The sequence below is a fragment of the Nocardia sp. NPDC005366 genome, from assembly GCF_040606855.1.
GTDB lineage: Bacteria > Actinomycetota > Actinomycetes > Mycobacteriales > Mycobacteriaceae > Nocardia.
In genome coordinates this window covers 309,327-335,398 of sequence record NZ_JBEXFQ010000001.1, presented here as the reverse complement: position 1 = coordinate 335,398, position 26,072 = coordinate 309,327, and the positions used below count along the sequence as shown (strand labels likewise).

Genomic DNA, 26,072 nt, shown 5'->3' with positions numbered 1-26,072 from the left:
ATGGCCCCGGTATTAATCGGATGCGGTATCGACACCGGATCTCTAGCGTTGAATCGGTCATAGAGTGAGAGGACCGAGACGATGTTTCCCGTCGAGTTGCCCGGTGCGCGGGCGCAGACGCTGATGTGGGCCCCCGAGCACGAGATCGACCAGGCCGCGCTGCGGCAACTGCGGAATATCGCGCAATTGCGGTGGGTGCACGGCGTGCGCGTGATGCCGGATGTGCACCTCGGCAAGGGGGCGACGGTCGGCTCGGTCATCGCGATGCGCGACGCCGTGTGCCCGGCGGCGGTCGGCGTCGATATCGGATGCGGGATGGAGAGCGTGAAGACCGATCTCACCGCCGCCGATCTGCCCGATGATCTGCGGTCGCTGCGCAGCCGGATCGAGGCCGCTGTGCCCGTCGGTTTCCAGTCGCACCGCGACCCGGTCGACGTGACGAAGGTGGGCGCTCGGTTCGCGGCGTCGCATGGTGAACTCGCCCGCGCCAGCAATGCCTGGCAGCGTTTCTGGGGTGCTTTCGGCACGCTCGACGCGGGCGTGCGGAATCTGGAGGGCAGGGCTCATAAGCAGCTGGGTTCGCTCGGCGGCGGCAACCACTTCATCGAGGTGTGCCTGGACGAGACGGACGCGGTCTGGATTCTGCTGCACTCGGGAAGCCGCAATATCGGCAAGGAACTCGCCGAGCGGCATATGGCCGTGGCCCGCACGCTCCCGCACAATGCCGACCTGCCCGATCGCGATCTGGCCGTCTTCGTTTCCGGGACTCCGGAAATGCAGGCCTACCGACGCGATCTGACGTGGGCGCAGGAGTACGCCGCGCGTAACCGCGCGGTCATGCTCGCACTGGTCTGCGGCGCGGTCAGCGACGAATTCGCCGGTCGGACCGTGCGTTTCGACGACCCGATCTCCTGCCACCACAACTATGTGGCGGAGGAGACGATCGACGGCGTCCCGATGCTGGTGACCCGCAAGGGCGCGGTGCGGGCGGGCGCGGGCGAGCTCGCGCTGATCCCGGGCTCCATGGGTACCCGTTCCTATGTGGTGCGCGGTAAGGGGAATCCGGCCTCCTACCAGTCCGCGTCGCACGGTGCAGGCCGCCGGATGAGCCGTAATGCCGCCAAGCGCCAGTTCACCGTCGCCGACCTGATCGCCCAGACCGAGGACGTCGAGTCGCGCAAGGACGCGGGCGTCGTCGACGAGATCCCGGCAGCGTACAAGGATATCGACGCCGTGATCGAGGCCCAGCGCGATCTGGTCGATGTCGTGGCGACCCTGCGCCAGGTGCTCTGCGTCAAGGGCTGAAGTCCGCGTGGCACGCGAGGCGATCCGCGTGCCACGTGGAGGGCTCCGGCCGCAACGTTCAGCGGCGGCGCAAGGTCGCCGCGAGACCCGCGCCGACCAACAGCACGCCGACGAGGAAGACGCTGCCGTTGATTACCCACGCGTGCACCGCGAGCCGGGTTTCCTGGGACAGCAACGGCAGATCCTGGATGAGACGGAAAGTGTCGTCGGGGAACAGGAAATAGACGACCCCCGGGAATACGCCCCACACCAGGCCCGCCATGACCGTGCCCGCCGGGGAGTACGCGGCCAGGGCGGCGACCAACAGCAGAAGTAGCGCGCCGAGGACGACCTGCAGGGTGGAGCTCAGCCGGTCGGCGGTATCGCCGAGGATGACCCACCGGCTGGTGGTCGCCGCGCCGTAGGCGGCGAGTCCGATACCGATAGGGGTCACCGCGAGTCCGATCACGATTCCGCCCAGGGTTCGGCCGAAACCACCGCTGGTGCGGAACTGCGCACCCGGCGGTGACCAATTCGGCGGCGGCTGATACTGATTCGACATATTCGCCTCCTGCGCGGTCCCGCCGATATCCGGGATCCCTCGGCGCCCATTCTCCCGCGTGGACGCGAAGTTCGCGGCCCGATGCGGGCTGTCGGTGCGGTGGGGCACGATGGGGGCCATGACTTCGGCGAGCGAGACCACCGTGATCGATACCGCCGCGCCCGACCTGCGGGAACGGGCGGAACATCTGCTACGCGAACTGGCCGGTCCCGGCGCCCGGTTACGCGAGGACCAGTGGACCGCGATCGAGGCGCTGGTGGTGCACAGGCGACGGGCGCTGGTGGTGCAGCGCACCGGCTGGGGTAAATCGGCGGTGTACTTCATCGCGGCGAAATTGCTGCGCGGCGCGGGCCGCGGCCCGACGGTGATCGTCTCCCCGCTGCTCGCGCTGATGCGCAACCAGGTGGCCGCCGCCGAACGGGCCGGAGTCGTCGCGGCCACGATCAATTCGGGCAATGTCACCGAGTGGGACGATATTCACGAGCGGGTCGCGCGCGGCGATATCGACGTACTGCTGGTCAGTCCCGAGCGGCTGAACAATCCCGATTTCCGCGATCAGGTACTGCCGCGGCTGGCCGCCGACGCGGGACTCGTCGTCATCGATGAGGCGCATTGCGTCTCGGATTGGGGCCACGATTTCCGCCCCGACTACCGCCGCATCCGCACGCTGATCGCCGACCTCGGCTCGGACGTGCCGGTTCTGGCGACCACCGCCACCGCCAACGACCGGGTGGTCACCGATGTCGCCACCCAGATCGGCGCGGAATTCGACCCGTCGTACGCGGGATCGGCCGAGGTCACCCGGCCCAGCGACCGGACCCTGGTGCTGCGCGGCACCCTGGACCGGGAATCGTTGCACCTGTCGGTTGTCCGTTTCGCCGACGCGGTGGAACGCACCGCATGGCTCGCCGACCACCTGAACACCCTGAACGGTTCCGGCATCGTCTACACCCTCACCGTCGCCGCCGCCCACGACCTGGCCGACGTATTGAACGAACACGGTCACACCGTCGCCGCCTACACCGGCCAGACCGATCCCGCCGAGCGCGAAGCGCTGGAATCGGCGCTGCTGAACAACGAGGTCAAAGCGTTGATCGCGACCTCGGCGCTCGGTATGGGATTCGACAAACCCGATCTGGGGTTCGTGGTGCACGTGGGGGCTCCGTCCTCCCCCATCGCCTACTACCAGCAGGTCGGACGCGCGGGACGCGGCACCGAACGCGCCGAGGTTGTGCTGCTGCCCGGTCCCGAGGACGCGCGGATCTGGAGTTATTTCGCCTCCGTCGCCTTCCCGCGCGAGCACATCGTGCGCTCGGTCCTCGACGCGCTCGAATTCGACCGCCCGCTGTCGACCGCCGCGCTGGAACCGCTGGTCGAATTGAACCGCTCCCGCCTGGAAATGGTGCTCAAGGTGCTCGACGTGGACGGCGCGGTCCGCCGGGTGCGCGGCGGCTGGATCTCGACCGGGCAGCAATGGTCCTACGACACCGAACGTTACGAACGTCTCGCCGCCGCCCGCGAGGTGGAACAGCAGGCGATGATCGACTATCAGGCCACCACCGGGTGCCGGATGAATTTCCTGCGCCGCCAGCTCGATGATCCCGGACTGCCCGCACTCGACGCCGAGACGCCGGGGTGCGGGCGCTGCGACAACTGCACGGGCACCCGCCTCGACGCCACGGTCGACGCCGCCGCGCTCGCCTCGACCCGCGCCCGGCTCGACCGTCCCGGACTCGACCTCGCGCCGCGCAAGCAATGGCCGACCGGCCTCGGCAAACTCGGTATCCCGTTGTCGGGCAAGATTACCGGCGGCGCCGACACCGGCAGGGCGCTGGGCAGGCTCACCGACCTGGGCTGGGGCCAGCGCCTGCGTTCCCTGCTCGACGCCCCCGACGACCCGATACCGGATTCCGTCTTCGACGCCTGCGTCACGGTGCTGCGCGAATGGAAATGGACCACCCGCCCCGTCGCGGTCCTCGCCCTGGAATCACCGACGCATCCGGTGCTCACCGCGACGCTGGCCGCGCGCCTGGCCGAGGTCGGACGCCTGCGCGATCTCGGCACCGTCCCGACCCGCCCCGGCCGCCCGCCGGTGTCGGCCGCTAATTCCGCGCACCGCGTCGCGGCGCTCTTCGACTCGTGGGAGGTGCCCGATCTCACCGCGATCGACGGGCCGATCCTGCTGGTCGACGCCCTCACCGACACCGGCTGGACACTCACCCTCGCGGCGCACGCCCTGCGCACCGCCGGCGCGGACGCCGTACTCCCGTTCGCCCTCGCGACGGTGACGTAAGCGCGCCGGGGGCATCACCGGGCGGTTCGGCCGGGAACATCACCGGCGCGCGAACCGCCCGGTGATGTCCGGCTCGAATCCACGGCAACCGCTATCGTCGGACGGGTGGCAGGTAAGTCGGCGACGCCCGCGATCGAGCTGGATATCGGCGATCGGACGGTGCGGATCTCGAATCCGGATCGGGTGTATTTCCCCGAGAGCGGGGCGACCAAACTCGACCTGGTGCAGTACTACCTGAGTGTGGGCGACGGAATCGTCAACGCACTGCGGGAGCGCCCGTGCATGCTGCACCGGTTCCCGAAGGGGCTGGCGGGCGGCAAGGTGCATCAGAAACGGTTGCCCGCCGGTGCGCCGGACTGGATTCCGACCGTGCGCGTGTACTTTCCGCGTTACGGCAGACATGCCGACGAACTGTGTGTGACCGAATTGGCCGACGTGATCTGGGCGGTTCAGATGTCGACGGTGGAGTTCCACCCGTGGAATTCACGGCGCGCCGATACCGAGCGGCCAGACGAGTGGCGCATCGATCTCGACCCGATGCCGGATTGCCCGTGGTCGCGGGTGCGGCGGGTGGCAGGCGTCGTCCACGAGGTGCTCGACGATCTCGGCGCGGTGGGCTGGCCGAAAACCTCCGGCGGTAAGGGCCTGCACATCTACGTGCGGATCGCGCCGGAGTGGGGTTTCGCCGAGGTGCGAAGGGCCGCACTGGCTTTCGCACACGAGGTCGAGCGGCGCGCACCCGGCGACGTCACCACCACCTGGTGGCGCAAGGATCGCGATCCGAAGCTGCTTTTCGTCGATTACAACCAGAACGCGCGCGACCACACCATCGCCGCCGCCTATTCGGTACGCGGCGTCCCCGAGGCGACGGTGTCGACGCCGGTCCGTTGGGAGGAGATCCCGAATATTGATCCGCGTGATTTCACCATGAAGACCGTTCCGGCCCGATACGCGGAATTGGGCGATCTGCACGCGGGTATCGACGACGCGGTATTCGCCATCGACCCGCTGCTGGCCTGGGCCGATCGTGATCGTCTGGTGGATCCGCCCGACGATCGGACCTGACCGATCGCCGAATCCGATCCGGCGGCCGAGTCGCACGCACGGCCGTCACGGGTGCGGCCGACCAGCGACGCACCCGGCTTGCGCGCGCCGCGTAATGCTAGATTTCCGGTGGCGGGTATCGGCCCGTCCAGGCCGGTGGGGGGCGATCTGACCGGCTGCGATCGGTGTTCAGCGAGGAGGTCCGCAGAATGAGCGAGCCAGTTGTCCCGGTGGCGATCTGCCCCGCCGAGCCCGCGCCGACCCTGCTGGAGAAAGCCGTGGTCGAGGGCGGCGCTGTCGTGGCCGATCTCGCGGAGGCCAGGGCGCTGATCTGGGTGGGCAAGCCGGGTGAATTCCCGCGACTGCCCGACACCGTCGAGTGGGTGCAACTTCCGGCGGCCGGGGTGGAAGACTGGTTCACCGCGGGCGTTTTCGACCGTTATCCGGATATTCGATTCACCTCCGCGGCAGGCGCTTTCGCCGCCAGCGTGGCCGAGCACGCGCTGATGTTGCTCCTTGCCGGGGTGCGGTACCTGCCCGAGCACCTGCGGGCCGACAGCTGGCGGCAACAGGATTTCTTCCCGCATATCGGGTCGTTGCGCGGCAAGACCGTCACCATCGTCGGCGCGGGCGGAATCGGCCGCGCCCTCATCCCCATGCTGGCCCCGCTCGGCGCGCATGTGATCGCGGTGAACCGTTCGGGGCGTCCGGTCACCGGCCCCGGTATCCCCGACGCCGTCGAGACGGTCTCGGCCGACCAACTCGGGAAGGTCTGGTCCCGGACCGATCACGTCGTGGTCGCCGCCCCGGCCACCCCCGAAACCCGCCACCTGATCGGCGCCGACGCGCTATCGCGGTTGAAGCCGTCGTCGTGGGTGATCAATATCGCCCGCGGCCCGCTGATCGACACCGACGCGCTGGTGGCCGCGCTGTCCTCGGGAGCCATCGGCGGCGCGGGCCTCGACGTCACCGACCCCGAGCCGCTGCCGGACGGGCATCCGCTCTGGACCTTGCCCAATGTCATCATCACACCGCATGATTCGAATCCGCCGCAGCTGCGCCTGGCCGCCTTCGCCGACCATGTCGCCGCGAATGTGACTCGTTTCGTGGCGGGGCGCGAGCTGCTCGCGCCGATCGATCCGGCGCGCGGGTACTGATTCGCCGCGCGCGGCGCACCGCTCGCCGGAGGCTAGGCCGCCGACCTCCCGATTCCCGGTCGGCCGAGCAGTTCGTCCTGCAATGCCATGTGTTCGGCGCACAGGTATCGGAATCCCGGCCGGATGAATGCCGGGTCCAATCGCTGCGCGAACGTCAGATTCTCCTGTCGCCAGCAGTCGCCGCACACCAACGTGTTCATGGGGCACCTCATTCCGCTCGCATGGCGCGATCATCTCTACTTTCCCAATTCCTAGCTCCCCCATCCCGATAGCGGCCCAACCGTTATCAACTTCGTGTCATATCCGCCTGGAACACGGCTGCGGGGATGATCCCGATCGGGGGCGAACGCGGCTCGCCGACCAGGGCGAAAGCCTTACCCGGCGGCCTCGGCGACGTACGCTGCGTGGTGACCGCTGTCTCCGCAGGACGGATGGAGTCACCATGGACCGAATCAAACAACCACCCATGCCACTCGTGCGCGTCGTGGAATTCGTTCGCGGGGCACTGGTCGTGCTCCATCGCCGACTGGTGCCGGGCCCCATCGCTCTGATGGAGATGATCACGGCGGGCTGGCTCACCCAGGCGATCTACGCGGCCGCGAATCTCGGTATCGCCGACGCACTGGTCGGGGGTCCGCGTACCGGCGCGCAGTTGGCGCGCGCGGTCGGCGCGCAGGAGGACGCGCTGCACCGGCTGATGCGTCTACTGATCAGCCACGGCATCTTCACCAGGGATGCGCGCGGACGCTACGCGCTGACGCCGATCGCCCGTCCGCTGTGCGGCGGCAGCGAGGTATCGCTGCGGGATACGGTGCTGTTCTTCGGTTCCGAGATACACCGACGGCACTGGACGCATATCACCGACGCGGTGCGCACCGGCGAAGCGGTCGGCGCGACGCTCGACGGCAAGTCGTTCTTCGAGTACGTCGAGGACGACCGCGAAACCGGCGAGATCTTCGATCGCGCGATGACGAGTATCAGCACCCTCACCATGGGACCGCTGCTCGCCTCCTACGATTTCGGCCGCTACCGCACCATCGTCGACATCGGCGGCGGCGAGGGCCTGCTGCTCGGCGAAATCCTGCGTGGCGCACCGCGATCCCGTGGCATCCTGTTCGACCTGCCCGAGGTGGTCGCGAACGCCCCGGCCCGGCTCGCCGAAGCGGGTGTGGCCGATCGGTGCGCCGTCGCGAGCGGATCGTTCTTCGACGGGGTTCCCCCCGGCGGCGACGCCTATCTGCTCAAGCACATCGTGCACGACTGGGACGACGAGCGGATCGGCGTCATTCTGCGGGTGCTGCGCACCGCGATGACCAGGGATTCCCGCCTACTGCTCGTGGAACTCGTCCTGCCCGAGAACAACCGGCCCCATCCCGGTAAGTACATCGACCTCGAGATGCTGGTCAATACCGGCGGGCGGGAACGCACCGAATCCGAATACCGGGATCTGCTGGCCCGCGCGGGTTTCACACTGGTGCGATGCGTCCCGACGGCCTCCCCCGACACCATTCTCGAGGCCAGGCTGACCTAGCGTCGCGTCAGGAGCAGCGCTTGCGCGATGAGCGCGAGATACAGGGTGAGGATGAACAGGACCGCGGGCACGACCGGGTAGTCCGGATCGTTCGAGCGGACGAATTTCCCCGCACCCGCGAGGGGGAGCGGCAACAGCGCCACCGGAATCCAGGCGAGTAGAGCCTGCGCCGTGCCGTAGTCCCACGGCCGCACCAGCGCGATATCGCCGACCACCGCGACGCCTGCGCACAGCAGGGCGGCGGCGACACTGCCCACCGCGCCGAGCGGGTTCGAGTAGAACAGTTCACCGGGTCGCCGCGAACGCGAGGTTTTGCGAGCGAATTCGAAGTGCAGGAACGCCCCGGCGAAAATCACGGCGACGGCGGCGGATTGCCACCGGGCGGCCACTTCGCCGGTGTCGATGGCCGACAGCACGATGTAGGCGGTGACGAGCAACTGCACGGGATAGGTGAGGACCAGATTCAGCAGGATATTCGCGCGCACCGGGTCCGAGAGCCGTTCCAGCGCCCACAGCAGCAGACCGTAGGCCAGCACCGCCGCGATCATGAGGGCGGAAACGCGAGAAAGCGTCAGACTCGCCGCGATGGCGACGACGGCGATCACGGCCATCGCCGCCCGCAGTTCGCGCGCGCTGACGGCCCCGGTCACCAGCGGCCGGTCCGGATTGTGGACGCGGTCGTAGTCGAGATCCTTCTGTTCGTCGACCATGCGCAGGTAGAGCAGCACGACGGCGACGATCGCGATACGCAGGACCGTCGCGCCCGTGGGATGCCACCGCGCCTGCGGTCGCGAGACCAGTGCCGCGGTACCTTCCAGGGCGAGCACCCACAGGATGCCGTAGAGCAGGTAGTGCGGTTTGTACATCACGCGCGTGAAGTGCGCGAGGCGCGATACGGATGCGAGAAGGCCACGGGCCGAGGGGTTTTCGACGGCAGCGGGGGTCACAGGGTCCATCGGTCCCAGCTGGTGAGTTCGGCCGCGGGAATACGGCGGGGGGCCGCGGCGGTCGGGCCGGGGCGCAGATGGGCGACCGGGAGCATCGCCACCTGGGCGACCTCGTCGAACGGAATGCCGAGTAATTCGGCGATTTCGCGTTCGTAGGCCAGGTGCGCGGTGGTCATGGTCGCGCCGAGGCCACGGTCGTGCAGGGCCAGTAGGAAATTCCACACGGCCGGGTAGATCGACCCGTAATAGCTCGCGCCCCGCAGCGGCGACGGGTCGGCGGGCGGGCGGCCCAGCGAGCAGACCACGACAAGCGCCGGAATCTCGTGCAGGTGGTCGGCGAGGTAGCGGCCGGAGGCCAGATCGGCGAGTTGGTCGGGGCGGGGCGCGCGGGCGGAGAGGTAGGCGCCGAACCCTTTCCGGTAGTACTCGGCGATCCGCGCTTTGACGGCCGGCTCCTGGATCACCACGAAACGCCAGGGCTGGCGATTGGTGCCGCTGGGCGCGTGCACCGCGATATCGAGGCAGTCCAGCAGATCCCGCCGGTCCACCGGGCGCGTCAGGTCGAGTCTGCGTCGGAAGGCCCTGGTGGTGGTCAGCAGATCGATGCCGTTCATCCGCCCGCCTCGTCGGGAACGAGCGCGTCCTCGGCGAATTCGAGGTCGATCCGGGCCGCCACCGCTCCGGCCTGATGGATTTCGCACCGGACCACGGTCGCGTCGACCCCGCCGTCGGTGATCTCGGCGCGGCATTCCACGGGCCGGTCCAACTCGACGAACTGGTCGAAAGCGCTTGCTACGCAGACCAGCCGCGGCGTCTGCGCCAGCACCATGCTGAGGGCGGTCTGCCGTGCGGCCTCGATGAGCAGGCTGCCGGGGACGTGATCGAGTTGGTGGTCGAACAGGAACGGATGGGCGAGGTCGGCGACCACCGCCGCCCTCGCGCGACGAGCGTCGGACTCCGGCGGCCCGATCACGACATTGCGCCAGTTCTCCCGGCCGACCAGCGTCGCGGGCGCCCGATCCCCCAGTGCCGACGCGCCCAGGTAAGGGCCGAGCCCGAGACTGTCGCGAAAGCCGGTGCGCAAGGCCGACCAGTGGCTCGCGGTGGTCCAGGAGAAGGAACCGTCGACGGTCGCCATGGGTATGTCGCCGCAGGCGATGTCGAGCACCATGTCCAGGCCGTGCAGAATCCCGCCGCGCTGGTGTTTGCGCGGCACCCGCACCGTCATCACCAGATCCGCGGGCGCGATGCCGACCTCCCACGCGACGGTATCGGCGCCGGTGCCGTTGAAGGTGCGCACCAGGAACGCCGCCTCGGTTGGCACCCCGTAGAACTCGTGGGTGAGCGCGATGGCCGCCTGTCTGGCCGCCTCCATCACCAGCAGCGGGTCATGGCGCAGGGCAAGGGCGCCCGAGTGGTCGCCGTAGTACGCGTGCATCCTCGGTAGCTGGGCGCCCACTACGAATTCGTCGTCGGCGACGGCGTCCATCGAGGTGACGAACACCTCGGCGACGGCGCAACGGTGCGCGAGCACCCGCGAGATGGTGCGGACATGCGTTGCCGCCACGGCAGCGGTATGCGTCATGGTCGAGCCTCCAACCAGTCGTTCGCGGCCACCGGCCGCAGCGTCTGCGACCGCGTCCCCGACCGCATGGGAAGCACATACGATCCGAGCACGATCACCGACCACGGATCGAGGTCACGACCCGCGTCCCACGCCGAATACAGCAGCCGCGCGCAATCCTCGTCGGATACCGGCTCCTCGGCGCCGAGGTCGCGCGCGATACGCGCCAGCGCCGACGCCCGATCGAAACTGCCCGCCGGTGTGCGCTCGTACAGTTCGGCCGCGATACGCGCCACCTCCCCGGCCTGGTCGACGCCCGCGCCGAGTCGGGTCAGCAGCCCGGCCCGAGTCGGCTCGTCGAAGTAGATGGCGAGTTCGCGCAGCACATCGGCGGGATCGTCGGGTGAATGCACCAGATTCAGCAGGTAGTTGTGCCGTCCGAGCAGATACCTGAGTTCCCCTCGACGTCGTTTGCGCGGATCGGTCGCCCCCTTGGCCTCGGTGAGCCGCACCGGCGCGGGCAACGCGCCATCGGTGTCGCGCACCACCAGCACCAGCGCGTCGGAGATGTCGACGAGCAGATCGGCGAGGCGGCGGCGTTCGGGTGAGGCGATATTCCAGGCGAAATACCACAGGGCGCGGGCCAGATGCCGGTCCACCGCGACACGATACGCGCCGACTACCTCGAATCCGTTCGCGCCGAGCCATTCCAGGGTCGGCGCGACGGCGCGGGCGACGATCGCGTCGGGTTTGAGCAACAGCAGAGAATGCCGCCTGGCGAATGTCGCGGGGTCGATGCCGAGCCGCGTCAGGTGCTCGACCGATTCCAGGACGTAGGTGTCGCCGAGGTAGGCCTCGACCTTGTCCGGCGACGGGGTGAGCTGTGACAGCAATGCCCGCGACGAGTCCGACGTCATACGACGCCGCCGATCTCGTTCGCTGCCAGCACATCCTCGATGGTAGGCAGCGGCATCCCGAGATAGCCGGTTTCGAGGCAGTAATCCAGCAGCAGACGCAGATATTCCTTGCCGGTCGGCGGCGACGGCCTGCCGAGCATGATCTGCGCGCGCGAGGTGTCGAAAGCCAGGCGGCGTGTGAAATAGCTGGTGTAGAGCGAACCGATGCGCCGGTAGTACTCGCGCTCGATCGGATCCAGATCCGCCTCGTCGAAGGTCGCCTCGGGGACGAAGGTCGCCACCTCGAAGGACGGATATTCCGCCAGCACGTCGGAGATCTCGCGCAGCGAGAGCGTATCCCGGCCGACAGCGTGCAACGTGCGGCCGACCGCGGATTCGAAATCGAGTACAGCGGCGGCGATCACATCCGCGACATGATCGACCGGCGCCAGCGAAAGGGTCGCGTCGTAGCGGCCGGGCAATGTCCGCAATTTGCCCTCGACCATGAGTTTCACGACGGTGTAGAGATTCTTGTACTCGCGGATCGCGCCGGTGGCGGCGTCGCCGGTGACGATGCCCGGCCTGACGATCGCCCATTCCAGGCCGCGTTCGCCCGCCGCGCGCACCAATTGTTCGGCGCGGAACTTGCTCTGCTCGTAGCGGTTTCCGAAGCGACGGTCGGCGTCGAGTTCCTCCTCGGCGACAGTGCCGCCGCGCATACCGCAGACATAGGCGGTACTGACGTGCACGAGGGGCACATCCCACGCCGAGGCCAATTCGATCGCGTGCATCGTGCCACGCACATTGAGTTCCTCGTAGGCGCTGGGGGCGGCGTCGAACGCGGTGGTCGCCGCGGAGTGCACGATGATGCCGACCCGCTCGGCGAGATCCTCGACATCGCGTCGCGACATCCCGAAACCCGGCGCGCGGATATCACCGGCCACCGCGGTGCCCGCCTCCAGCACCGTGCCGTCGTTGCGGACGATCTCCGAATTGCTGTGCAGCACCGCGGCGACCGGACGGCTCGCGGCCGACAGCCTGGCCACCGCCTCGGACCCGACCAGACCGCTGGCACCGGTCACCAGCACCGTGTCCTGCCTGCTCACGGCCGCACCCGCGCTGCCATGGCACCGGTGACCAGGGTGACGACCTCGCCGACGCGGCGAACGCCGATCAATTCCTCCGGCCGATAGCGTGGCAGGTCGAACGTGCGCTCGAGCACCACGGTCAGTTCCATCAACCGCAGCGATTCGAAACCGAGATCCTCCACCAGTCGCTGCCCATCGACGATTTCGGCGGGCGGCTCGGGGGCCATGGCGACGACGATGCGACGGACCTTCTCGGCGATCGCGGAATCGGAGGTGTCGGGCGTGGTCATCTCGCCTCGCTTTCCCTGAGGTGGGGCTGTCGGCCGCCGGAGGTCAGCAGGTCGCGGGCTTCATCGAGGGGTAGATCGGTATTCAGATAGCCCGCGATGCGCAGCCAGTCGTATCCGATGGCCAGGGTGCGTTGCCATTGCTCGCGGGAATCGAAGGAGGCGGGGAATCCGGTGTCGGAGTCCGATCCCCCCGCGACCCTGCGCACCAGGGCGACGAAATCGTCGAGGACCGTCAGGCCCGCGACGGTGTCGTCACCGACCGCGATGAGATCGCAGAAGCGCACCCGTCGCGCGGCCTCGAGTCCGGCGAGGATCTCCTCACGGTGCGCGGCATGTGCGGGCAGCATCGCGCGCACCGTCTCGACCGGTGCGACATCGGCGGGCAGCGGATGAATGCCGAAGGAGGACAACAGCACTCGCACACCCATCGCGATGAGTCGATGCGCCGCGATATCGGCGACGGACCCCTGCCCGTCCTTGACCGCGCCGGCGAGATCCTCCCGCGCGTTCTCCAGAACGACGTTGGACCACACCAGATTCAGCGCGCATTCGGTGAATCGCCGGGCGGGCAGCGGCGCGAGGGTGGCGATCGCGGTGTCGCGGGCGGCCCCGGTCAGCCCGAGTACCGGCGCGTGCGCGCTCGGGACGGGGGTGTACGGACGCACTGTCTTGCACATCGCCAGGGCCGGCTCGATGAGTTCGCCTCGACGCCACTGGAGGCCGACGAATCCGAGCCGCACGAATTCGGCCAGTTCGGCGCCGATCGCCGGATGCCGGGCGAGGATGTCGCGCACCGAATGCCGGAACACCACCGACCGCCAGGCGCGCGCCGCGTCGTCGCGAAGCGCGAAGACCTCGTGATCGTCACGCAGTACGTGCACGCGTCCGCCGATCGACCAGGTGGTCACCCCCGGTCGGCGGGCGAAGACGACCTGGTGCGGGTCGTCGCTCACGCCCTCCACACCGAGATCGGTGGCGAGTTCCCACACCTGATCCCAGGCCGCCGCCGGATCGGTGAGAGCGCGATAACGGTCGACCAGTGGATGCGCACCGATCCGATCGAGTTGCCGCGGAAGCCATTTGGTCTCCAGATAGGTCTCGCCCCGACCGGCGGCCCAGCCCTTGACGGCCTGGGTCAAACCGTCGCGCGCCCATTCGGCTGCTTCGGCATGCGCCCCGAAGGCCCGCAGCGCGACGGCGAAACGCAGCGCCTGCACGGCGCGGGCGGTCCACCAGTCGGCGATCAGCGTGGTGAAATCGGGGTAGGCGATGATCGCACGCAGGTCGTCCAGATCCACCGCGCCCGGGCGGATCACCGTCGCGCACAGGAAACGCTGACAGCGATTGAGCAGATCCTCGTCGGGGCGCAGCGCCACCTGCTCGAGTTGGCTCCGCAGTTGCGCCACCGACCTGGTGCGCACCTCCACCCGTCGTCCGTCGATGAACAGCACCGTCGGCAGGGTGGGCAGATCCTCATCGCCGGGAACCACCGCGAGGAAGTCCACATCCGAGCCCTCGTTGCCGAAACCCTCGGCGAGCGAACCCTCGAAGACCACGGCCGAATCCACCGGAACCGTGACACTTTCCAGCGCCTTGTCGAGCAGTCGCCGGACACGCTCGGCGGGCAAGGCCGGTTGTCGCGCCGAGGAGGCGGATGCCGCCGCGCGATCTTCGGCCCGGTGCACGACTGCGCCGTCGAGACCGCCGTCGCGATAGAGCTGCCACATATGCCGTCTGCGTGGTTTGCCGCTGGAGGTGCGGCGGATGATGCCGCGGGGTCCTGTGATGATCTCGACGGTCTGTGCGGGACCGAGTTCACCGCGGATCACCTTGCGGGCCTCCGCGATCCAGTCCCCCGTCCCCGCTTCGGCGAACAGGGCGACGCCGTGGGAGCCCGCGTCGGTGATGGCGACCGCGGCGAGTTTGCCCTTGGTGAGCCCGGTTTCCTGAGCGACGCGGGATTCGATGTCCTCCATGAAGACCGACCGGCCGCGCACCTTGAGACTCGATCCCATCCGGCCGAGCACGAAAACCTCACCGCGGTACAGAAATCCGGCGTCACCGGAATAGAGGGAGCCCTCGGCGATGCGGGTCGACGAACCCGCGCCCGGTTCACCCGAATAGCCAAGTGCGACGGAATCACCCGTCACGACCAGTTCGCCCAGGGTGCCGTCGGGCAGCGGGCGGCCCTGGTCGTCGACCACGGTGACCGTCGATTCCGGCGTCGAGTAGCCGAGTCCGGTGATCCAGCCCGCGCCGTCCACCCGGTGCGTGTCGTCGAGCAGAGCGTGGGCGAGCACCGGGACCGGCCGCCCGAAGCGCAGATTCGGGTTATCGATGCGCAGCGCGGTGATCGGCTGCCGCCGCGCCGACGAGGTCACCATGAGCGTCGCCTCCGCCAGCCCGTAGGCCAGTGTGTAGGCGTCGGTGGAGAAACCGAGTGGCCGGGTGAGATCGGCGAACGATTGCAGGTCGGCCACCTCCACCGGTTCCGATCCGACCGCGAGGGTGCGCCAGCCGGACAGATCCAGCTCGGCGATCTCCTCGGGCCGCACACGATGGGCCACATAGCCGAGCGCGAACGACGGCGACGGCGAATGCTGTGCGCGCGCCATGGCCCGCAGCCAGCGCGCCGGATCGCGGACGAACTGGTCGGGGCGCATGAGGAAGAGATCGCCCTGATTGGTCACCGTGGTGAGGAAGGCGCCGACCAATCCCATATCGTGGTATAGCGGCAGCCATGACACCATGGCCTCGCCGGGCCGCCAGTCGATCAGCGCCGAGATCATCGCGATATTGTTCGCCAGATTCCGCCAGCTCACCCTGACCCCGCGCGGCGTTCCCGTGGATCCGGAGGTGAACTGCAACAGCGCGCATTCGGCGGGTTCGCCGAACTCGCGGCTCTCGGGGGCGGGCGGCAGCGACCTGGCGTCGATCACCAGCGGTTCGTCGGCGCGTCCGGCCTGCGTCGCGGCCTCGCGCACGAACGACTCGAATTCCGGCGATGTCACCACCAGACGCGGATCCGCCGCGGTGATGATGCCAGCGATATGCGCGACGATCTGCTCGAGATCACCGAACATGGGCGGCGCGACCGGGGTGAACACACCGCCGCACGCCCACACGGCATAGAAGGCCGCCACGCACGGAAACCCGGTCGGCATGATGACACAGGCGCCGTCACCGCTGCCCAATCCGGCGGAGCGCATCAGCGCGGCGATGGACCAGGTCTGTTCGGCGATGTCGGCGTAGGTGCGAAATTCCCACCCGTCCGCCTCGTCGGCCAGGTGGATTCCGGCCTCGTATGCGGGAGCGGATAGCCAATCCCTTACTACCGCAACATCTTTGTCAGGCATCATCGCGCCGGTCTCCTTCGGACAGCACAGTAACCGTTCCGTTGGCCCCGTCGACCCGAATTCGCATACTGGTCCGTATCTTCTTTGTGACGTCCTTGATCTGCACCACCGTCGGCACCCCCAACTCCCGCGCGACGATCGCCACGTGTGTCAATGGACTGCCCCGCTCGATCACCAGAGCCGAGGCCGAGGGCAACGCCGCCACCCACCCCGGATCGGTCCGGTAGGCGACCAGGATGCCGCCTGCCACGTCGCGCGGCTCGTCGACCACCACCGCCTCGCCCTCCACGACGCCGGACGACGACGGCGTGCCCGCCAGTACCGTACCGACGGTGGCCGCCGGAGTGTCGGTGACCGGCACCCAGCCCTGTTCGGCCAGGGCCACCCGGCCGAAATCACCGCCGACGGTGCGAAAACGCGCGGGCGCGACCAGTTCGGCGTCCCTGGCACGCTGCGCCTTGCGCGCGCCGACCAGAGCGCGCAGACCATCGGTATCCGCGCCGTCGTAGCAGCCGCGCAATTCCTGGACGGTCAGGAAGAACACATCGGCGAAATCGTCCAGCACACCGCGCGCAACCAGATCCCGGCCCATCACCCGGATCATCCGCTTGACCATGCCGAATGCCCTGGTGCGGCAGAAGCGCAGCCGCTCGCGATGCGCCGCGCACCGCGAAGTCTTGGCACGCAGCCCCTCGTAGATCCTGCGTCGCGGCCCGCCCAGACGCGCGTCGAGGTAGGCGTCGGCCTCCTCGGCACGACCAACCGGTGTCGCCTCCGACACCCGCCCCAGCGCGCTGCGCAACATGATGAACAGGCTCGACGGATCTTCGCGCAGATCCGGGGTTTCCAGTTTCAATTCGTCCAGGCTGCGATACCCGTACCGATCCAGATAGTCCGCCACCGCGGCGAGCAACTCCACCCGGCCCGACTCCCGCAATGCCGGATAGATCTGTTCCGGCGGTGTCGAATTCACCAGCGCGGTCGCCTCCGGATCGGCGCGCACCAGCCGGGCCAGCTCCGTCATCGCGCGGGCGGGCTCGGCCGATTCCACATCCGCGCCCGGCCCGACGACCGCGTAGAGGAACCATTCCGGCGCCTTGGGCACGAACAGCTTGGTCAGCAGATACATCAGGCCGGTGCAGGTGAGCAGGATCGCGTCGAGCACCATCAGTGGTCCCCAGCGTGCGACCAGATCCCGGTCCACCGCACGGTAGGCGGTGTATGCCTGCTCGCCGGTCAGTGTCCGATAGTCCACGGCGTCGTATTCGTCGTAGACGCGGTAGAAATCACTCATGAACCGCTCGACCATCACGTCGATGCCGAACAGCCGCCGCAGATAGGTCACCGTGGTCACCGCGCGCGACCGCCACCGCGCCAGCGGATTGCCGAATGTGTAGGGGCGCAGGGTTTTCGCGATATCGTCCGGCAGCGGCTCGTCGACGCCGAGCGCGGCCTCCAGCACCTTGCGGTTCAAGGGATATCCCGGCGCGATACCGACCATCCGATACCAGTGCAGCAGGTTGTAGTACACGCGCCCGTGGAAGTAGCCGAGCAGCACCGGGGTCCACGCGTCGGTCTGGCGAAGTTGGGCCGGCGGCACCCGCAACGATTTCGCGTACCCGTGGTAGACGCGCCCGTAGATATCGGCGGCGGTGGTGAAGGTGAGCGGCGAGGTGATACCGCTGAAACTCTCGATGATGTTGGAGTTGTCCCAGATTCGCGTCTCCCCTTCGGGAACCGCCTCGCCCGCGCCGCGCAGTTCGGCGGCCCGCGCCACGCCCGATTCGGCGACCATGGTGGTGATCGGACGCGATTGCAGCAGCCACACCCCGGTGTCATCGATCGCCCATTCGATGTCCTGCGGCGTACCCCGCTCCTTTTCCACCGTCCGCCCGAGCGCGGTCAGTTCGGCGATGTCGTCTGCGGTCAGTACGGCGCGCTCGCGATCGGCCTGATCGACCGCGCGCATCTCGCAGCCCTGCTCGCCCGCGGGCGCGTAGCTGCGGTCCTTGTCCCCGAGCACGGTATCCAGCACGACGCCGGTGGCTTTGTCCACGATGACCGAATCCGCGTCGACCGCACCGGATACCAGGCCCTCACCGAGACCGTAGACCGCGCTGATCACCAGTTCCCCGAGTGCGCCCGTCATCGGATCGGCGGTGAAAACCACCCCGCTCGCCCGCGCCGTCACCAGCCGTTGCAGCACGACGGCAGGGGCGCTCGACGGCGGCAGATCCCGCGCGTAGGCGTAGCGGATGGCGCGCTCGGAGAACGCCGAGGCCCAGCAGTCGCGGACACGGGCGAGCACGGCCGCGTCACCGCGCACATTCAGATAGGAATCGAACTGCCCCGCGTAGGAATGATCCGCGCCGTCCTCGGCGCGCACCGAGGAGCGGACCGCGACCGGGCCGTCGATTCTCGCGCACGCGTCGGCGATCAGCGCGCGGACCTCCTCGGGCATCGGGGCGGCGGCGATACCAGCGCGCACGGCGGCGCCCCCGGCCAGCGCGGCCTCCAGATCCGCCGCGGCGGCGAAATCCGCCACCAGCGCGGCCACCTCGCCATCGGTCGCGAATCGGTCGAAGACGTCGGTGCCGAGCGCGACCCATTCGGGGATGCGGAACCCCCCGTCGCGCAACCCGTACAGCCCGAGCGCCTTACCGCCCGCGAGCGCGTCGACCAGCGCCGCGTCGGACCATGGACCGAGTACCTGCACGGCGCATCTCCCATCATCCCCGATCACGGGTTCCGAACACGTCGTCGCGACCGGGTGGGGTCGAACGAGAACCGGGGGTTGTTGGTATATATCCGATAATCCGCCATGGCGTTAGCCCGCGATTCTGGGGTGTGCCGCTTCACAACTCTCGCCGAGCACTCGGCGAGACCCGATATGCTCGTTCCGGCTCGGTGGGCGGGCGTAGTGAGGATGTGATCTGACGTGGGCTGGACGTTCACTCCGGACGAGTTCGCCCATGTCTGGCGCGAAACCGAAGTGGACCGGCATCCGTACCCGTTACGTGTTCTGGAGACGCCGCGCACCGAAGACGCGGCCGAGAAACTGCGTATCCGGCTCGCCGAACGACTACCCCGCGGCGGCGACCCGGATCTGACCGCGTGCCTGCGCATTCTCGCCGTCCCCCAGACCAGGATCGTCGCCATCGGCGGCGCGCACACACCCGGCAGCGAGATCCGGCTGCTGGCCTGCGTGGTCTTCGACCGGGCCGTACTCGCCGTGCAGGAGCCCGGTGTCCGGCCGGATTTCGGTGGCGCCGTACGCATCTCGATCGGCCACAGCAACAAACTCGGCGCGCGCGTCGCCGCGCTGCTGCCGAAGGCTCCCGCGGGCAGGCAACCCGCGCGCACCGCGGCCACGGCGGCCGTGCGCGACAGCGAGGCCGTCACACCGCACCCCTCGGTCACACCCATCCGCAGATTACTGCTGAAACCGCATACCGCCGAAGGCCATATCCGTATCGAACCCCGGCTCGACCGGCCCGAGCCGGCCCCACCGATCCACTACACCTGGATCGATGTGGCCGGTGACGGGCGATACCTGATAAAAGCGGGCGATATGGTGCATATCGTGCCCGCCTCGCCGGAGCAGATCGGCGCCCAATTGCAGAAACGCATTCCCGCACAAGCCCGCTGAACTCCACGCGAGCACCACTATTGCTGACCCCGCGCACACCTTCCGGTTAGTCTGAGGCGGACCGACCGATCCCCGGGGGTGTGCGCATGACGATCGAGACAAGCCGTGCCGATATCGCGCGGTTCAAGCAGAACGCGCAGGCGGGCACCGTCACCTTCGATCCGGACGCCGCGCGGCGCTGTGCCGAGATGTACGAGCACCAGGCCGACCGGCTCATCCATCTACAGCAGCGCCTGGAATCGGTCGCCGATACGCAGGGTTTCGGCGGATTCGTCTCCGCCCAGCAGCTACAGGCCGGATTCGGGCACAAGGCCCGCGACGCCGCCGCACTGCTCGACCACTACATCGAGGCCGCTTACCGCATGAAAGAGGCCTTCCTCATCAGCGCGGGCCTCTACGACGAGGCCGATGCCGCGAATGCCGCCGCCTTGCGGGCGATCGAAACACGGGTGCCGCGATGAACGCGCGGACGATCACGCGGGAGGAGCGGCGATGAGCGGGAACGACCCCACCTACATCAACTCGATGGAACATTTCGAGTCGATGCCGCACGAGGAGATCTACGCCGAAACCCGCAAGATCGACGCCGCGGCGATTCTGCGCGCCTCCGGCACCTGGCTGGAGGCGGCGGGCACGCTCGCCACCTCCTTCCCGCTCACCCGAGGCAGCGCCGACCGGGTGATGAACGCGATGGCGTGGGAGGGCGCGGCGGCCGAGGCCGCCTACGCGAGCACCAGGAGCTTCGCCGCGTCCGTCGACGAACTCTGCGCCGTCATGGGCCAGGTCGGGGCTCGCCTCGGCGCGGTGGCCGCGGCGGCGGAGGCGGTGAAGCTGGCGGTGGTGCCACCAGGCGGCAGCGGACCGGTCGGGGCCATCGCCCGGCTGCTGGAAGCGGCGCATGTCATCGATGCGCAGGCGGCGCAGGAGGCGCTGCGGCAAGAGGCCGTGATGGCGATGAACATGATCTACAAGCCCGCCTACAGCACCGCGGGCACCGGTGTGCCCGCCCTGCCCGCCCCGCCGCAGCTGCCCGGCAAGGCGGACCCGTCGCAACCGCACTACCGGGCCGACCCGCCGCGGTCGCCTGTCGACCCGGATGACGTTCCCCCGCAGCAGGTTCCGTGGGACGAGTCGCCGCCGCCCGACGGTTCCGCGCCGGAGTCGTCCGGCCCCGAAGCCGGAGCGCCCGAAACCGCGCCGGTGCGACCCTCACCCGAGCCGTCCGGTCCGCAATCGGAGACCACGCCCGCACCGACCGAGCCCTCGCCGCCGCCTACGACGGCTCCAGCACCGTCCACCGAAGCTCCACCGACATCGGAGGCCCCACCGACTTCAGAGGCCCCGCCGACATCGGAAGCGCCGCGGCCGACTCCACGGGAGACGCCGATACCGACGCCGGAGGCATCACCCGCGCCCCCGACTCAGCAAGCCCCTCCGCCTACCACGTCGGAAGCGCCCGCTCCGCCACCCACCACCCAGGAAACACCCCCTCCCTCCACCCAGGAAGTACCGCGTACCACTCAGGAAGTACCGCCGCCTACCTCCCAGGAAGCGCCGCCTCCGCCTACCCGGGAAGAAGCGCCGCCCCCGCCTCCGGCACAGCAGACGCCCGCACCGCACGCACCCGCACCCGCACCCGCACCCGAGGGTGCCGCGCCCCTGCCCGATCCCGGTGGTCAGCCGGGGGTCACCGGTCCGATTCCGGACAATCAAGGCCAGACGCCCCCGGCCGAATCGACGAGCAATCAACCGGGTGTGGTGCCGCCGGCGAATCCCGGCGGCTAGATCCCGCGCACGGACTTGACCTGGAGTGCACTCCAACCCTTAGCGTGATGGTTCAGGGTTGTCGATAGAAGGAGCTCACTCGATGGAACTCGGCATTCACATACCCATCTTCGACATCGACGGCGGCACCACCGCTATCGCCGGTGAACTGGCCAGGGTCGGGGTCGCGGCGGAGGCGGCGGGAGCGACCTGGCTGTCGTTCATGGACCACTTCTTCCAGATCGCGCCGACCGGGCTTCCCGCGGAGGCGAACATGCTCGAGGGCTACACCGCGCTCGGCTTCCTCGCCGCGCACACCACCACGATCGAACTCGGCCTGCTCGTCACCGGGGTGACCTACCGGCACCCCGGCCTGCTCGCGAAAACTGTCACGACACTCGACGTGCTGTCCGGCGGGCGAGCCGCCCTCGGTATCGGGGCCGCGTGGTTCGAACGCGAACATCGCGGGCTCGGCGTACCGTTCCCGCCGCTCTCCGAACGATTCGAGCGGCTGGAGGAAGCTCTGCGCATCTGCGGGCAGATGTGGGACCCGCAGAACAACGGACCGTTCGACGGCACGTACTACCAACTGGCCGAAACACTGTGCTCACCCCAGCCGATCCGCCGTCCCACGGTGCTCATCGGCGGCAGCGGGGAACGCAAGACCTTGCGTCTGGTCGCGCAGTACGGCGACGCGTGCAACCTGTTCGGCGCCTCCCCCGCGGAGGTCGAGCACAAACTCGACGTTCTGCGCCGCCACTGCGACGACGTCGGCCGCGACTACGCCGACATCCGCAAAACCATTCTCGCCAACAACCCGCGTCCGACGCCCGACACCCGCGACGAATTCGTCCGCTCCATGGCCGATTACGCGAAACTCGGCATCGACGCCGTCATCATCAACCCCACCACCGGAGCCCCCGCCGCCTGGATCGACGCCATGGCCCCCGTCGTCGCCCAGCTGGCCGAACTCGGCTGAATCGGGCGAGCCGGGCCCGCGCGGCTATGCCGATTCCGTGCGCCCGGCGGTGACGATCCAGGTGGCGTCGACCGGTGCGATGACCCGGCCGGTATGCGCTACCAGCACCGGACCGGTGTACTCGCCTACCGCCGCGAACTCGCGTCCACGCTGACCAGGTCGTCGGCGTGGATCACCGGACGTCGCATGGTTTCCGGGAGTTCGGCGGTGGAACGGCCGAACATGCCGGACAGCTCGGTACTGTCGTATTCGACGACGCCGCGGGCGACGACTCGGTCATCGGGCGAGATCAGGTCGACCACGTCACCGCCGTAGAAACGGCCGCGCACCCCGACGATGCCCGCGGCGAGCAGCGAGTGGCGGCGGTGGGCCACCGCGTGCACGGCGCCCTCGTCGATGAGCACGGCGCCGCGACTGTCGGCGGCGTGCCTGACCCAGAACTTCCTGGCGGACAGGCGAACCGGGCGCGCGGCGAAGGCGGTGCCGACCGATCCCGAGGCGAGTGCGTCGGCGGCGTCGGCGGCAGCGGCCAGCAGCACAGGAACTCCGGCGTCGGCCGCGAGGCGGGCGGCGGACAGTTTGGAGGCCATACCGCCGGTGCCGAGTGCGCCGCCGCTGCCCGCGATCACACCGTCCAGATCGGCGCTACCGCGCACCTCGGGAATGAAGGTGGCCGCGCCCTTGCGCGGATCGCCGTCGTAGAGACCGTCGACGTCGGAGAGCAGCACCAGGGCATCGGCGCCGACCAGATGCGCCACCAGGGCCGCGAGCCGATCGTTGTCGCCGAAGCGGATCTCTTCGGTTGCGACCGTGTCGTTTTCGTTGACCACCGCGATCGCGCCGAGCGAACGCAAGCGGTCCAGGGTGCGCTGAGCGTTGCGATGATGCTCACGACGGGAGAAGTCGTCGGCACTCAACAGCACCTGGCCCACCGTGCGGCTGTACCGCGCGAACGAGGTGCCCCATGCGTGCGCGAGGGCCAGCTGCCCGACACTGGCCGCGGCCTGTTTTGTCGCCAGATCCCGTGGACGAGCGGACAATCCGAGCGGCGCGATCCCCGCGCCGATCGCACCCGAGGACACCACCACCACATCGGACCCGGCGCGCATACGCGCCTCGACCGCGTCGGCGAGCCGATCCAGCCGAGAGGTATCGAGTCCGCCTTTCATGCTGGTCAATGCCGACGAGCCGATTTTCACCACGACACTGCGCGCCGTCGCGATCGCATGGCGCGCCGCACTCGTGTCGGTCGAACCGGGTTCCACCGATTCCGAATTCACCTGTGTCATTACCGAACTCCCTGCACCCCAACCGAATCCGCCGTCGAGACACCGAACCCCGCCGGAGGGGGTTCGCGGAACGCCGCTGCCGGTACGGCTATTCCTCGTCCTCTTTCACCAGGCCGCGACGCACCCGCGACGCGTGTTTGCGCTCGGCCGCGCTGACCCGATCGCTCTGTTCCAGACGAATATCGGTACCGCGCCCGGTGGGCACCATATCGATGCCCGCGGAAATCTGCGGCTCCCATTCGAAGGTGACATCGCCGATGGTGACCGGAGCTCCGGGTTCGGCGCCCTGTTTGACCAGTTCGTCCTCGACACCGAGCCGAGCCAGCCGGTCGGCGAGGAAGCCGACGGCCTCGTCGTTGTCGAACTGGGTCTGACGCACCCAGCGCTCGGGCCTGGTGCCGCGCACGATGAAGCCGCCGGGCTCCTGCGGATCGGCGATCACGCTGAAACCGGTCTCGTCCACCGCGATCGGGCGGATGACCGGACGCTTGGGCGCCGCCTTCGGATTGTCCTCGCGGTACTGGTGAACCATCTCGGCGAGGGCGAAGGTCAGGGGCCGAAGGCCCGCGCGGCTCACCGCCGAGATCTCGAATACCGGCCAGCCGCGCGCGGTGAATTCGGGGGTGACCATCTCGGCCAGCTCCGCCGCATCCGGCACATCGGTCTTGTTGAGAATGACAACGCGCGGCCGATCGGCCAGATCGCCCAGTCCGGCATCGGCGCTCAGCGCGGGTTTGTAGGCGGCGAGTTCGGCTTCCAACGCGTCCACATCCGACACCGGATCCCGGCCGGGATCCAGCGTCGCGCAGTCGACCACGTGGGCGAGTACCGCGCAGCGCTCGAGGTGGCGCAGGAAATCGAGCCCGAGACCGCGGCCTTCGCTGGCGCCCGGAATCAGACCGGGGACGTCGGCGACGGTGAAGGTGGTGTCACCGCTGGCCACGACGCCGAGATTGGGCACGAGGGTGGTGAAGGGATAGTCCGCGATCTTCGGTTTGGCGGCCGACAGCACCGAGACCAGCGAGGATTTACCCGCGGAAGGGAAACCGACGAGGCCGACGTCGGCGACCGACTTCAGTTCGAGGACGAGTTCGCGTTCGTCGCCGTCCTCACCGAGCAGCGCGAAGCCGGGCGCCTTGCGCGCCTTCGAGGCCAGCGCGGCATTGCCGAGGCCGCCGCGTCCGCCACGCGCGGCGATGTACTGGTTACCCGCGCCGACCAGATCGGCGACGATCTCGCCGTTCTTGTCCACGACGACGGTGCCGTCGGGGACCTTCAGCAGCAGGGGTTCGCCCTGTTTGCCGTCACGGTTGCTGCCCTCGCCCGGTTTGCCGTTACCCGCCTTGGCGTGCGGATGGAAGTGGAAGTCCAGCAGCGTGTGCACATTCGGGTCGACCTCGAGGATCACATCCCCGCCGTTGCCGCCGTTGCCGCCGTTGGGTCCGCCCAGCGGTTTGAACTTCTCCCTGAGCACCGACGCGCAGCCGTGGCCGCCCTTACCCGCGCGCACGTGAAGCACGACACGGTCGATGAATTTGGACATACGCCGAATCATCCTCCTTCTTGGCTTGGCGCTGCGCGAGGCAGGGTCGATCGAATACGCGGGGCGAAACGCCCCGTGGCTGAAAACGCGAAAGCGGGCCAGGGTTCTGCGACCCTGACCCGCTCTACGCTGTCGAAGTGGTTAGGCGGTCAGGCCTGAACCGGCTCCGGGACGACGATGTTGACGGTCTTGCGTCCACGCTTGGTGCCGAACGCCACCGCGCCCGCCGCGAGGGCGAACAGGGTGTCGTCACCGCCACGGCCGACGTTGACGCCGGGGTGGAAGTGGGTGCCGCGCTGGCGAACCAGGATCTCGCCCGCCTGGACGGCCTGGCCGCCGAAGCGCTTGACGCCGAGTCGCTGGGCGTTGGAATCGCGACCGTTCCGCGAGCTGGACGCGCCCTTCTTATGTGCCATAGCTGTTTCTCCTCGGATGTCTTACTTGATGCCGGTGACCTTGATGACCGTCAGCGGCTGACGGTGACCCTGGCGCTTGTGGTAGCCGGTCTTGTTCTTGAACTTGTGGATGCGGATCTTCGGGCCCTTGGTCTGCTCGACGACCTCGGCCGCCACGGAGACCTTGGCCAGATCGGCCGCATCCGTAGTCAGCTCCGCGCCGTTCACGACGAGAACCGGGGACAGCGCCACGGACGAACCGGGCGCACCCTCGATCTTCTCGACCTTCACCAGGTCACCGACCGCGACCTTGTACTGCTTTCCGCCGGTCTTGACGATTGCGTACGTTGCCATCGGTCGGCTTCCTCCACTCGATGTCCACTCGTGCTTAGTCACGTCGCAGGGGGCGACGTGACCGTGTCTTGGCTGGTTGCTGCACAG

General features: G+C 68.5%; 23 protein-coding genes. 9 read left to right on the top strand and 14 right to left on the bottom strand.

Annotated features, from left to right (window positions below):
* Window positions 1-81 precede the first annotated feature (81 nt).
* Window positions 82-1,305, top strand: coding sequence for an RtcB family protein (locus ABZS43_RS01455; RefSeq protein WP_355033819.1), 1,224 nt, complete (start codon window positions 82-84; stop codon window positions 1,303-1,305).
* 58 nt (window positions 1,306-1,363) lie between these two features.
* Here the strand turns inward: ABZS43_RS01455 and ABZS43_RS01450 are convergent, their stop codons facing one another.
* Window positions 1,364-1,846, bottom strand: coding sequence for a hypothetical protein (locus ABZS43_RS01450; RefSeq protein WP_355033818.1), 483 nt, complete (start codon window positions 1,844-1,846; stop codon window positions 1,364-1,366).
* Between the two features lie 118 nt (window positions 1,847-1,964).
* Here ABZS43_RS01450 and ABZS43_RS01445 point away from each other — a divergent pair, with 118 nt between their 5' ends.
* From ABZS43_RS01445 to ABZS43_RS01435, 3 genes are all read left to right on the top strand, one after another.
* Window positions 1,965-4,139: a DEAD/DEAH box helicase gene (locus ABZS43_RS01445; protein WP_355033817.1), complete on the top strand. Its 2,175-nt coding sequence runs from the start codon at window positions 1,965-1,967 to the stop codon at window positions 4,137-4,139.
* A gap of 105 nt (window positions 4,140-4,244) precedes the next feature.
* Entirely contained in the window at window positions 4,245-5,204 is a 960-nt protein-coding gene (ligD, locus tag ABZS43_RS01440) for a non-homologous end-joining DNA ligase (protein WP_355033816.1), read from the top strand.
* 188 nt (window positions 5,205-5,392) lie between these two features.
* Window positions 5,393-6,340: a D-isomer specific 2-hydroxyacid dehydrogenase family protein gene (locus tag ABZS43_RS01435; protein WP_355033815.1), complete on the top strand. Its 948-nt coding sequence runs from the start codon at window positions 5,393-5,395 to the stop codon at window positions 6,338-6,340.
* A gap of 32 nt (window positions 6,341-6,372) precedes the next feature.
* Here the strand turns inward: ABZS43_RS01435 and ABZS43_RS01430 are convergent, their stop codons facing one another.
* A complete protein-coding gene (locus tag ABZS43_RS01430; protein ID WP_355033814.1) occupies window positions 6,373-6,540 on the bottom strand; it encodes a hypothetical protein in 168 nt (55 codons plus the stop codon).
* Window positions 6,541-6,782: 242 nt separating this feature from the next.
* Here ABZS43_RS01430 and ABZS43_RS01425 point away from each other — a divergent pair, with 242 nt between their 5' ends.
* On the top strand, window positions 6,783-7,871 hold the full coding sequence (locus ABZS43_RS01425) for a methyltransferase (RefSeq protein ID WP_355033813.1): 1,089 nt from the start codon (window positions 6,783-6,785) through the stop codon (window positions 7,869-7,871).
* On the opposite strand, the gene ABZS43_RS01420 is transcribed toward ABZS43_RS01425, so the two are convergent.
* Genes ABZS43_RS01420 through ABZS43_RS01385 form a run of 8 tightly spaced genes read right to left on the bottom strand, consistent with a single transcriptional unit; the run spans window position 7,868 to window position 18,728 of the window.
* Window positions 7,868-8,827, bottom strand: coding sequence for a hypothetical protein (locus ABZS43_RS01420; RefSeq protein WP_355033812.1), 960 nt, complete (start codon window positions 8,825-8,827; stop codon window positions 7,868-7,870). The genes ABZS43_RS01425 and ABZS43_RS01420 overlap by 4 nt on opposite strands.
* Entirely contained in the window at window positions 8,815-9,432 is a 618-nt protein-coding gene (locus ABZS43_RS01415; RefSeq protein WP_355033811.1) for a nitroreductase family protein, read from the bottom strand. The genes ABZS43_RS01420 and ABZS43_RS01415 overlap by 13 nt, the downstream gene beginning before the upstream one ends.
* On the bottom strand, window positions 9,429-10,403 hold the full coding sequence (locus ABZS43_RS01410; protein ID WP_355033810.1) for a ScbA/BarX family gamma-butyrolactone biosynthesis protein: 975 nt from the start codon (window positions 10,401-10,403) through the stop codon (window positions 9,429-9,431). The genes ABZS43_RS01415 and ABZS43_RS01410 overlap by 4 nt, the downstream gene beginning before the upstream one ends.
* The gene (locus ABZS43_RS01405; protein ID WP_355033809.1) at window positions 10,400-11,299 is read right to left on the bottom strand and encodes a nucleoside-diphosphate kinase; all 900 of its coding nucleotides are present in this window, start codon (window positions 11,297-11,299) and stop codon (window positions 10,400-10,402) included. The genes ABZS43_RS01410 and ABZS43_RS01405 overlap by 4 nt, the downstream gene beginning before the upstream one ends.
* The gene (locus ABZS43_RS01400) at window positions 11,296-12,384 is read right to left on the bottom strand and encodes an SDR family oxidoreductase (protein ID WP_355033808.1); all 1,089 of its coding nucleotides are present in this window, start codon (window positions 12,382-12,384) and stop codon (window positions 11,296-11,298) included. The genes ABZS43_RS01405 and ABZS43_RS01400 overlap by 4 nt, the downstream gene beginning before the upstream one ends.
* Window positions 12,381-12,656, bottom strand: coding sequence for an acyl carrier protein (locus tag ABZS43_RS01395; protein WP_355033807.1), 276 nt, complete (start codon window positions 12,654-12,656; stop codon window positions 12,381-12,383). Before ABZS43_RS01395 ends, ABZS43_RS01400 begins: the two co-directional genes overlap by 4 nt.
* Entirely contained in the window at window positions 12,653-16,015 is a 3,363-nt protein-coding gene (locus tag ABZS43_RS01390) for an AMP-binding protein (protein ID WP_355033806.1), read from the bottom strand. The genes ABZS43_RS01395 and ABZS43_RS01390 overlap by 4 nt, the downstream gene beginning before the upstream one ends.
* A complete protein-coding gene (locus tag ABZS43_RS01385; RefSeq protein ID WP_355033805.1) occupies window positions 16,005-18,728 on the bottom strand; it encodes a phosphoenolpyruvate synthase in 2,724 nt (907 codons plus the stop codon). Before ABZS43_RS01385 ends, ABZS43_RS01390 begins: the two co-directional genes overlap by 11 nt.
* A 222-nt stretch (window positions 18,729-18,950) precedes the next feature.
* On the opposite strand from ABZS43_RS01385, the gene ABZS43_RS01380 reads away from it, so the two are divergent.
* From ABZS43_RS01380 to ABZS43_RS01365, 4 genes are all read left to right on the top strand, one after another.
* A complete protein-coding gene (locus ABZS43_RS01380) occupies window positions 18,951-19,661 on the top strand; it encodes an ESX secretion-associated protein EspG (protein WP_355033804.1) in 711 nt (236 codons plus the stop codon).
* An 86-nt stretch (window positions 19,662-19,747) separates the two neighbouring features.
* Entirely contained in the window at window positions 19,748-20,122 is a 375-nt protein-coding gene (locus ABZS43_RS01375) for a hypothetical protein (RefSeq protein ID WP_355033803.1), read from the top strand.
* A 31-nt stretch (window positions 20,123-20,153) separates the two neighbouring features.
* The gene (locus tag ABZS43_RS01370) at window positions 20,154-21,446 is read left to right on the top strand and encodes a hypothetical protein (protein ID WP_355033802.1); all 1,293 of its coding nucleotides are present in this window, start codon (window positions 20,154-20,156) and stop codon (window positions 21,444-21,446) included.
* An 82-nt stretch (window positions 21,447-21,528) separates the two neighbouring features.
* Window positions 21,529-22,404 (top strand): LLM class F420-dependent oxidoreductase, encoded by an 876-nt coding sequence (locus tag ABZS43_RS01365; RefSeq protein ID WP_355033801.1) that lies wholly within the window; start codon window positions 21,529-21,531, stop codon window positions 22,402-22,404.
* A 125-nt stretch (window positions 22,405-22,529) separates the two neighbouring features.
* Here ABZS43_RS01365 and proB read toward each other — a convergent pair whose 3' ends face one another.
* The 4 genes from proB to rplU all read right to left on the bottom strand — a co-directional run bounded on the left by proB (window position 22,530) and on the right by rplU (window position 25,985).
* The gene (gene proB / locus ABZS43_RS01360; protein ID WP_355033800.1) at window positions 22,530-23,693 is read right to left on the bottom strand and encodes a glutamate 5-kinase; all 1,164 of its coding nucleotides are present in this window, start codon (window positions 23,691-23,693) and stop codon (window positions 22,530-22,532) included.
* A gap of 88 nt (window positions 23,694-23,781) precedes the next feature.
* Entirely contained in the window at window positions 23,782-25,236 is a 1,455-nt protein-coding gene (gene obgE, locus ABZS43_RS01355; RefSeq protein ID WP_355033799.1) for a GTPase ObgE, read from the bottom strand.
* A 149-nt stretch (window positions 25,237-25,385) separates the two neighbouring features.
* The gene (gene rpmA / locus ABZS43_RS01350) at window positions 25,386-25,652 is read right to left on the bottom strand and encodes a 50S ribosomal protein L27 (protein WP_355033798.1); all 267 of its coding nucleotides are present in this window, start codon (window positions 25,650-25,652) and stop codon (window positions 25,386-25,388) included.
* Between the two features lie 21 nt (window positions 25,653-25,673).
* Window positions 25,674-25,985, bottom strand: a complete 312-nt coding sequence (rplU, locus tag ABZS43_RS01345; protein WP_355033797.1) for a 50S ribosomal protein L21 — start codon at window positions 25,983-25,985, stop codon at window positions 25,674-25,676.
* Window positions 25,986-26,072: the final 87 nt, after the last annotated feature.